We start from the raw sequence: 10,715 nt of genomic DNA on the forward strand, positions 1-10,715 counted from the left end.
CGTCAGCTCCCCAGGTTCTCTACGAGGTCGAAGAGTTCGTCGTCACTGGCGGCGGCCAGATCGGCTTCCTTTTCCGGCGTCAGCCGCGACAGCAGCGCGCGCAGCCGCGTGACGATCCGGTCGCGCTCCGCCTCATCGGGCGGCTCAGCCGCCAGGCTGTCCTCCAGCCGGTCCAGCGCCTCGCCGGTCGGGTCGGGCGCACCGGGCACGGGGGGCGCGTCACGTCGGAGCGACTCGAGCAGATGGCCGACGAGCACCTCCGGCGTGGGGTAGTCGAAGACGAGGGCGGCGGGCAGATCCAGGCCGGTGTCGTCGCGCAGCCGGTTGCGCAGCTCGACGCCCGAGAGCGAATCGAAGCCGAGGTCCTTGAACGGACGGTCGGGGTCGACCGTGTCGGCCGCGGTGTGGGCCAGCACCACGGCGACGTGCCTGCGCACCACCTCGTGGAGGACCGCGGTCGCCTCGTCGTCGGACAGGGCGGCCAGCCGTTCGGGCAGCGTCGGACCGCTCGGCCCGTCGGCGGCGGACGCCGTACCGGCGGGGGAAGGCGCCGTACGGCCGGCGGGGGCGGGTAGGAGACCGCGCAGCAGCGGCGGCGTCTCGCCGGGCCGCGCGCGCAGCGCGCCGAGGTCGAGGCGGAGCGGCACCGCCACCGGACGGCCGTCGGCGAGCACGGCGTCGAACAGGGCCAGTGCGTCCGCGGTGGCGAGGGGAAGCGTGCCGTGCCTGGCCATGCGCGCGTGGTCGGCCTCGTCCAGGCGACCGGTGATGCCGCTGGCCTCCGCCCACAGTCCCCACGCCAGCGAGGTCGCCGGCCGGCCCTCCTCGGCGCGACGGCGGGCCAGCGCGTCGAGGAACGCGTTCGCCGCCGCGTAGTTCGCCTGTCCCGGGCTGCCCAGGGTGCCGGCGGCCGAGGAGAACAGCACGAAGGCGGACAGGTCGTGGTCGCGGGTCAGCTCATGCAGATGCCACGCGGCCCCGGCCTTCGCCCGCAGCACCGGCTCGACGCGCTCCGCGGTGAGCGACTCGACCAGCGCGTCGTCGGTGATCCCGGCCGCGTGCACGACCGCGGTCAGCGGGCGTTCCATCGAGGCCAGGAGGGCGCCCAGCGCATCACGGTCGGCGACGTCCACGGCCGCGACGCGTACGCGCGCGCCCAGCTCGGTCAGCTCGCGGGCCAGGTCGGCGGCCCCCGGCGCCTCCGGGCCCCGCCTTCCCACGAGCAGCAGGTCGCGCACACCGTGCTCGGTCACGAGATGCCGCGCCAGGAGGCCGCCCAGCGTGCCGGTGCCTCCGGTGATGAGCACCGTGCCTTCGGACCGCCACTCCACCGCCCTCGGCTGCGGCTCGTCACGTGGGGCGAACCTGGTCAGTCTCGGCGCGAGAAAGACCCCCGCGCCGATCGCGATCTGGGGTTCATCGGTGGCCAGGGCGACCGGGAGGAGTCGCGCGGCGGCGGTGTCGCCGAGGTCGGCGAGCACGAACCGGCCGGGATGCTCCGACTGGGCCGCGCGCACCAGCCCCCAGACCGCCGCGGCCGCCGGGTCCGTACCGGACGGGAAAGCGCCGCGGGTCACGACGACGAGGCGGGCGGCGGAGAACCGGGCGTCGGCCGGCCAGCGCCGCAGGGCGGCGAGTACGGAAGCGGTCGCGGTGCTCGCCGTTGCCGCCGGGTCTCCCGCCGTCTCGACCGGGAGGAGCACGACGTCCGGCACACCGGCCTCGGCCAGGGCGTCGAGGTCCGGGTGGCAGGCCGCGTCCAGCGTCTCGGCGAGATTCCGTCCTGCCGTGCCGAGCACCGCCAAGCTCGGGGTGGACGCCGGGTTGGACGGCCCGGCGTTCAGGGGGATCCACTCGATGTCGAAGAGCGCGTCACGAACCGACGCGCCCGCCGCCCGAAGGTCGGCCGGGTCGAGCGGGCGCAGGGTCAGGGATCCGGCGGTGACGACGGGCCGTCCGGCCTCGTCGGTGATCAGGATCGCGGCGCCCTCGTCACCGGCGGGGGAGACGCGTACGCGCAGACGCGACGGGGCGGGCGCGTGGCGGTGGGCGTCCCGCCAGGAGAACGGCACCAGCGCCGCCTCGGTGCCCGTCGCCGAGAGCAGGTGCAGCGCGGCGTCGAGGAGGGCGGGGTGCAGGGCGTAGCGGGCGGCGTCCGCGTGGAGTTCCTCGGGCAGCACCAGCTCGCCGTACGTGTCGTCGCCGTCGCGCCACGCCCTGACCAGCCCGTGGAACGCCGGGCCGTAGTCCAGGCCGGCCGCGGCCAGATCCGCGTACAACCGGTTTAGGTCCACCGGTTCGCCCGGAGGCGGCCACTCGCCGACGACCGGGGAAGGGGCGGCGGATGCCGCGGACAGCGTGCCGCTGACGTGCCGTGTCCAGGGTCGCTCGTCGTCGTCGCGGGCGTGGACGGTCAGCTCGCGCCGCCCCGCCGCATCCGGGCCGGACACCCGCACCTGCACCCGCAGGCCGCCGGTCGGCGGGAGGACCAGCGGGGCGTGCAGGACCAGCTCGTCGATCGCGGCGCATCCGGCCTGCTCGGCGGCGTGCCAGGCCAGATCGGCCGCAACCGTGCCCGGTACGACCGCCATGCCGGCGATGGTGTGGTCGGCGAGCCAGGGGTGAGCGTCCGGGGACAACCTGCCGGTGAACAGCAGACCATCGCCATCGGCCAGCGTCACCGCCGCCCCCAGCAGCGGATGCCCGGCCGGAGACAGCCCCAACCCCGCCGCATCGGCACCCGGAGGCGCATCCAGCCAATACCGGCGACGCCGGAAGGCATAGGTCGGCAGATCGACCACCCGGCCCGGAAAGACCTCCGGCCAGTCGACGTCCACGCCGCGGGTGTGCAGCTCACCGAGCGCGGTCAGCAACGTACGCGGCTCATCCCGACCCCGCCGCAGCAACGCCACCACAGGGTGGTCGGGCACCATCCCGGCCAGCACACCATCCGGCCCGACCTCCACCAGCGTGACACCCTCACCCAGCGCCTCCACCGCCTGAGCGAACCGCACCGGCTCACGCACCTGCCGCACCCAATACCCCGGCGAATCCACCCCCTCCGCCACACGACCCGTCACCGTCGACACCACCGGAATCACCGGCGCACGAAACTCCAGAGTCTCCGCGACCTCGGCGAACGCCTCCAACATCGGCTCCATCCGCGGCGAATGGAACGCATGACTCACCCGCAACCGCCGCGTCCGCCGCCCGAGTTCGGCGAAATGATCCGCGACCCGGGCCACGTCATCCTCATCCCCCGACACCACCAGCGAACCCGGACCGTTGAACGCCGCGATCGACACCCGCTCACCCAGCAACGGCACCACCTCGGCCTCACCGGCCTCCACCGCGACCATCGCCCCACCCGCGGGCAGCTCCTGCATCAACCGCCCCCGCGCCGCCACCAACGTGCACGCATCCGACAGCAACAACACCCCGGCCACATGCGCCGCCGCCAACTCCCCGATCGAATGCCCCACCAGCACGTCAGGCCGCACACCCCACGACTCGACCAGCCGATACAACCCCACCTGAACCGCGAACAACCCCGCCTGCGTGTACACCGTCCGATCCAGCAGACCACCCTCGGCGATCACCTGACGCAACGGACGATCCAGATGCGCGTCCAGCCCGGCACACACCTCATCGAAAACCCGCGCGAACACCGGGAACCGCTCCGCCAGCCCCAAACCCATCCCGGCCCGCTGACTCCCCTGCCCCGAGAACAGGAACGCGACGGTTCCCGGCGTGGCCGAGCCGATGACGACGTTCGAGGCGGCACGGCCCTCCGCGAGGGCGGCGAGTCCCGCGACGAGCTCGCTCCGATCGGCGCCGACCACGGCGGCGCGGTGCTCCAGCGCCGTACGGCCCCGGGCCAGGGTGTGCGCCACGTCGGCGACGCCGAGTTCGGGGTGACGGTCCAGGTGGGCGCGCAGCCGCTCCCCCTGGGCACGCAGCGCCTCCTCGTCTCTGGCCGAGAGCGTCCAGACCAGCGGACCGTCAGCGGGGGCCCGTCCCGATGCGGCCTCCTGCGCGGCGCTCTCATCGGCCGTGCCCTCCCCGACCGTGTTCACGTCGGCCGGGGCCTGTTCCAGGATGACGTGGGCGTTGGTGCCGGAGATGCCGAACGACGACACCGCGCACCGCCGCACCCGCCCGGCCTCCGGCCACTCCCGACCCTCGGTCAGCAACTCCAGCGCACCCGACGACCAGTCCACATGCGGCGACGGCGCATCCACATGCAACGTCTTCGGCGCCACCCCGCGCCGCATCGCCTCGACCATCTTGATCACACCGGCCACACCCGCCGCCGCCTGCGTATGCCCGATGTTCGACTTGATCGACCCCAGCAGCAGCGGACGCTCCCGCTCCCGCCCATAGGTCGCCAGCAACGCCTGCGCCTCGATCGGGTCGCCGAGCGTCGTCCCCGTGCCGTGCGCCTCGACCACATCGACGTCAGCGGGTGACAGCCCGGCGTTCGCCAGCGCCTGCCCGATCACCCGCACCTGCGACGGACCGTTCGGCGCCGTCAACCCGTTCGACGCACCGTCCTGATTCACCGCACTGCCCCGCACCACCGCGAGCACCCGATGCCCGTGACGACGCGCGTCCGACAACCGCTCCACCACCAGCACACCCACGCCCTCGCCCCAGCCCGTGCCGTCGGCTGAGGCCGCGAACGACTTGCACCGCCCATCGGCGGCCAGGCCGCGCTGCCTGCTGAACTGGATGAACGCGTCCGGCTTGGCCATGACGGCGACGCCGCCGGCCAGCGCCAGCGAGCACTCGCCCGAGCGCAGCGACCGTACGGCCAGGTGCAGGGCCACGAGCGCCGACGAGCACGCGGTGTCGACGGTGACGGCGGGCCCCTCAAGGCCGAAGGTGTAGGCCAGACGGCCGGAGGCCACGCTGCCGGAGTTGCCGATGCCGATGTGGCCTTCCAGTTCGGCCGGGGTGGTGTGCAGCCGGGCCGAATAGTCGTGGTACATCATTCCGATGAAGACGCCGGTGTCGGTGCCGCGCACCGAGGCCGGATCGATCCCCGCCCGCTCGAACGCCTCCCACGACGACTCCAGCAGCAACCGCTGCTGCGGATCCATCGCCAACGCCTCACGCGGCGAAATCCCGAAAAATCCGGCATCGAAGGACGCCGCGTCGTACAGGAAACCCCCCTCACGCGCATACGAACGCCCCGCCCGCCCGGGATCGTCATCGAACAACGCCCCCAGATCCCAGCCCCGATCAGACGGAAACGCCCCCACCGCGTCCCGCCCCGACACCACCAGATCCCACAACCCCTCCGGAGACGACACCCCACCCGGGAACCGGCACGCCATCCCCACGATCACGACGGGATCGTCCGCGACAGCCGTACGAACCCGGGCCACCGCCCGGGCGGGGAGCGAGCCGGACAGCTCGGCCAGCAGGTGGGCGGCGAGCACCGCCGGCGCGGGGTGATCGAAGACCAGCGTGGCCGGCAGGCGGAGCCCGGTCGCCGCGTTCAGCCGGTTGCGCAGTTCGACCGCGGTGAGCGAGTCGAAGCCCAGGTCACGGAATGCGCGGTCAGGGTCGACCTCGGCGGGAGAGGAGTGGCCGAGGGCGGCAGCGGCGTGAGTGCGTACCAGGTCGAGGAGGACGCGTTCGCGTTCGGCGGCGGCCATTCCGGCGAGGCGCCGCCGCAGGCCCTCGCGGTGGTCCCGGTGATCCCGGCGCGCGGGGCGGGCGGGTCCGCTGAGCAGCGGCGACGGCGGCTCGGCATGAGCGCGGGCGGCGGCCAGGTCGAGCCGGAGCGGCAGCAGGGCCGGCTCGTGGCTCGCGAGAGCGCGGTCGAACAGATCCAGCGCGGCCTCGGTGTCGAGCGCCCCGAACCCGGCGCGCTCCCACCTGGCGAGGTCGGCCTGACCGAGCCCACCGGTGATCCCGCTACGCTCCGCCCACAACCCCCACCCCAACGACACACCCGGCAACCCCCGGCCACGCCGCCACGACACCAACGCATCCACAAACGCGTTCCCCGCCGCATACGCCCCCTGACCCGGACCCCCCAACACCCCCGCAGCCGACGAAAACACCACAAAACCCGCCAGATCCCGCCCCCGCGTCACCTCATCCAGCACCACCCCACCAGCCACCTTCGCAGCCAGCACCCGATCCACCCGCCCCGCATCCAACCCAGCGACCAGACCGTCCTCCACCACCCCCGCCGCATGCACCACCACCGACAACCCATCCAACGACCCCACCAACGCCGCCATCGCCCCCCGATCGGCCACATCAGCGGCGACCACCCGCACCCGCGCCCCCAACGCGGACAACTCCCCCACCACACCCGCGGAACCCCCACCCCGCGACACCAACACCACATCCCGCACCCCACACGCCACCACCAGATGACGCGCCACCAACCCCCCCAACGTCCCCGTACCACCGGTGATCAGTGCCGTGCCGGACAGGGGAGGAGCCTCGGACGCGGCCGGAGCCGCGACCTCGGCCAGGCGGGGGACGTACCGCACACCACGGCGTACGGCGATCTGCGGCTCGCCGGAGGCCACGACCTCGGACAGCAGCCGGTGGCCGTCGTCGTCCACATCCACCAGCAGGAACCTGCCGGGATGCTCGGCCTGGGCGGAGCGGACCAGCCCCCAGATCGCGGCGGCGGCCGGGTCCTCCACCCATGCTCCTTCGCCGACGGCCACCGCGCCCCGGGTGACCAGCACCAGGCGGGCGTCGGCGAGCCGGTCTTCGGCCAGCCACTCCTGCAGGAGACGCAGCACGCGGTGCACGGCGTCGGTCGCGGCCCGCGCCAGGGAGTCCGTCGCCTCGCCGGCGCAGGGCACGAGCACCACGTCGGGCCGTTCAGCGGCGAGACCGGCCAGATCGGAGTACGTCTCGATGTCGAGGTCCCAGCCGGGATCGCCCAACATCGCCCAGCGCAGGGGCTCGGGGGTGAGGGACGACCGCTCGGCGGCGTGCCATTCCACCCGGAAGAGCGCGCCCGCCTCCGCCGCACCGCCGGTGAGGGCGCTGCCGGTAAGGGCGCCGGGGGCGACCGGGCGCAGGGTGAGGGACGCGACCGAGACGACGGGCGCTCCCGTCTCGTCGGCCGCCTCCAGGGCCAGGGCGTCCGGGCCCGCCGGGCTCAGGCGGACGCGCAGGGTCTCCGCACCGGCCGCGTGCGCGCGGACGCCGGACCACGAGAACGGCAGCAGCACCTCTTCTGTGCGTTCCGGAGCGGCCGCCCCGGCGGCGTGCAGGGCCGCGTCGAGCAGCGCGGGGTGCAGGCCGTACTGCGCGGCGTCCACGACGCTCGCCGCACTCGTCTGGGCGTTCTCGGACGCGCCGACCTCGGCGTACACGGTGTCGCCGGAGCGCCACGCGGCCCGCAGCCCCTGGAACGCGGGGCCGTAGTGGTAGCCGCGCTCGGCGAGCATGTCGTAATAGGCGCCCACCTCGATCGGCTCGGCCCCGGGGGGCGGCCATTCCGTCCCCATGTCCGCCGCCGGGGCTTCGACGCGCGCGGTCAGCGTGCCCTCGGCATGGCAGAGCCAGGGTCCTTCGGTGTCCTCCGGCCGGGAATGGATCGAGATCGGGCGGGTCCCGGACGGGGTCGTGGGTCCCACGGTCAGCTGCACGTGCACCCCGTCCCGATCGGGCAGGACGAGCGGCGCGTGGAGGGTGAGTTCCTCGATGTCGTCGCAGCCGACGCGTGCCCCGGCGTGGCGGGCGAGCTCGACGAACGCGGTGCCGGGCAGCAGGACGGTGTCCAGCACGGCGTGGTCGGCGATCCACGGCTGCGTGTCCCGGGACAGCCTGCCGGTCAGCAGCAGGCCGTCGTCCTGTGCCAGGGAAACGGCCGCGCCCAGCAGCGGGTGCCCGGCTGAGGCGAGGCCGAGCATGGCGGCGTCCGCGCCGCCGGCGGGCGGGAGCCAGTAGCGCCGGTGCCGGAACGGATAGGTGGGCAGATCGGCCCGTACGGCGGACGCGTGGTCGAACATCGCCCGCCAGTCGACGTCCACGCCGCGGGTGTGCAGCTCACCGAGCGCGGTCAGCAACGTACGCGGCTCATCCCGACCCCGCCGCAGCAACGCCACCACCCGCCGATCGGGCACCATCCCGGCCAGCACACCATCCGGCCCGACCTCCACCAGCGTGACACCCTCACCCAGCGCCTCCACCGCCTGAGCGAACCGCACCGGCTCACGCACCTGCCGCACCCAATACCCCGGCGAATCCACCCCCTCCGCCACACGACCCGTCACCGTCGACACCACCGGAATCACCGGCGCACGAAACTCCAGAGTCTCCGCGACCTCGGCGAACGCCTCCAACATCGGCTCCATCCGCGGCGAATGGAACGCATGACTCACCCGCAACCGCCGCGTCCGCCGCCCGAGTTCGGCGAAATGATCCGCGACCCGGGCCACGTCATCCTCATCCCCGGACACCACCAGCGAACCCGGACCGTTGAACGCCGCGATCGACACCCGCTCACCCAGCAACGGCACCACCTCGGCCTCACCGGCCTCCACCGCGACCATCGCCCCACCCGCGGGCAGCTCCTGCATCAACCGCCCCCGCGCCGCCACCAACACGCACGCATCCGACAGCGACAACACCCCGGCCACATGCGCCGCCGCCAACTCCCCGATCGAATGCCCCACCAGCACGTCAGGCCGCACACCCCACGACTCGACCAGCCGATACAACCCCACCTGAACCGCGAACAACCCCGCCTGCGCGTACACCGTCCGATCCAGCAGACCACCCTCGGCGATCACCTGACGCAACGGACGATCCAAATGCGCGTCCAGCCCGGCACACACCTCATCGAAAACCCGCGCGAACACCGGGAACCGCCCCGCCAGCCCCAAACCCATCCCGGCCCGCTGACTCCCCTGCCCCGAGAACAGGAACGCCACCCTGCCCCTGACAGCGGGCACTGATTCCGTCTCTCCCGCCGCTATCGCCTCCAGCCCGGCCGTGATCTCGGCTCGGTCGCGCGCGACGACCACGGCGCGATGCTCGAACACCGGGCGCAGGGCCGCGGCACCGGCGATGCCGAGCAGGTCGTCCGCCTCCACGGCCGCGGAAAGGCCGGCGGAGGGCGCGTGGTCGGCGGCGCAGTACGCCGCCAGGCGGCGTGCCTGCTCGCGCAGCGCCTCCCCGGTCTTGGCCGACAGCACGACCGGCTGGGGGACGGGCGCGCCGGCCGGGGTCTCCGCCTCCACAGCCGCCTCCACGGCCGCCGAAACGGCGGCCGAGACGGCGGCCTCTTCCAGGATCACGTGCGCGTTGGTGCCGCTCAGCCCGAACGACGACACCCCGGCGCGGCGCGGCTCCGCACCGTCGGCGTGCCACGGCACGGCCTCGGCGAGGAGACGCAGGCCCCCAGCGTCCCAGTCGACGTGCGGGGTGGGGTTGGCGACGTGGAGGGTACGCGGAAGCGTGCCGTGCCGCATCGCCTCGATCACCTTGATCACGCCGGCCACTCCGGAGGCCGCGAGGGTGTGCCCGATGTTGGACTTGACCGAGCCGAGCCACAGCGGCCGCCGCCGGCCCTTGCCGTACGTCGCGAGCAGCGACCGCGCCTCGATCGGATCACCGATCGCCGTGCCGGTGCCGTGCGCCTCCACCACGTCGACCTGGTCGTACGTCAGGTCAGCCGCGGTGAGCGCCTGCCGGATCACCCGCTGCTGCGAGGGACCGTTCGGTGCTGTCAGGCCGTTGGACGCACCGTCCTGGTTGATGGCGCTGCCGCGGACCACGGCGAGTACGCGGTGCCCGTTGCGGCGGGCATCGGAGAGACGCTCCATCACCAGGATGCCGACACCCTCGGCCATGCCCATGCCGTCCGCGTCGGCGGAGAACGCCTTGCAGCGCCCGTCGGCGGCGAGCACCCGCTGCCTGCTCAGCTCCACGAACGAGCCGGGCGTCGACAGCACGGTCGCGCCGCCGGTCACCGCGAGCGCGCAGTCGCCGTTGCGCAGTGCCTGGGCCGCCAGGTGCAGGGCCACCAGCGAGGTGGAGCAGGCGGTGTCGATCGTGACGGCCGGGCCCTCCAGGCCCAGGGTGTACGAGATCCGCCCGGACGCCACGCTCGGCACCGCACCCGTGGACAGGTGGCCCTCCACACCGGGCAGGGGCTGATGGAAGAGCGGGCCGTACTGATGGTGGTTGATGCCGACGAAGACGCCGGTACGGCTGCCGCGCAGCGCGGTGGGGTCGAGGCCCGCCTGTTCCAGTGCCTCCCAGGACACCTCGAGCAGCAGCCGCTGCTGCGGGTCCATCGCCAGCGCCTCACGCGGCGAGATGCCGAAGAACTCCGCGTCGAATCCGGCGGCGTCGTCCAGGAACCCGCCGCGCCGCACGTACGACGTGCCGGACCGGTCCGGGTCGGGGTCGTAGAGCGTGGACAGGTTCCAGCCGCGGTCGGCGGGCAGGTCGGAGGTCACGTCGCGCCCGGCGGCGACGACGTCCCAGAGCTGCTCGGGCGAGGCGACCCCGCCGGGATAGCGGCAGGCCATGCCGACGATCGCGATCGGTTCGCGGTTCCGCTCCTCGGCCTCCTGCAGCCGTCGCCGGGTCGCGCGCAGCTCGTTGGTGACCTTCTTGAGATATTCGCGAAGCTTCTCGTCATCCGACATGCGAAATGCCTTCCGCCATCGTTCCTAAGTCGGGTCTGCTGGCTGTCCCGGGCCGGGTCCTCCGGGGCG

Annotated in this window: 1 protein-coding gene; it reads right to left on the bottom strand. The window is 73.5% G+C overall.

Annotated elements, in window-relative coordinates; genetic code table 11:
* Window positions 1–2: 2 nt before the first annotated feature.
* Window positions 3–10,646 (bottom strand): SDR family NAD(P)-dependent oxidoreductase, encoded by a 10,644-nt coding sequence (locus tag ACQP1K_RS28045; RefSeq protein ID WP_433498683.1) that lies wholly within the window; start codon window positions 10,644–10,646, stop codon window positions 3–5.
* Between the last annotated feature and the right edge of the window lie 69 nt (window positions 10,647–10,715).

The organism is Sphaerimonospora sp. CA-214678 (assembly GCF_050942215.1).
GTDB lineage: Bacteria > Actinomycetota > Actinomycetes > Streptosporangiales > Streptosporangiaceae > Sphaerimonospora.

Coding starts and splice junctions, on each gene's coding strand:
- ACQP1K_RS28045 (WP_433498683.1), bottom strand. CDS start 10,646: ATGTCGGATGACGAGAAGCTTCGCGAATATCTCAAGAAGGTCACCAAC.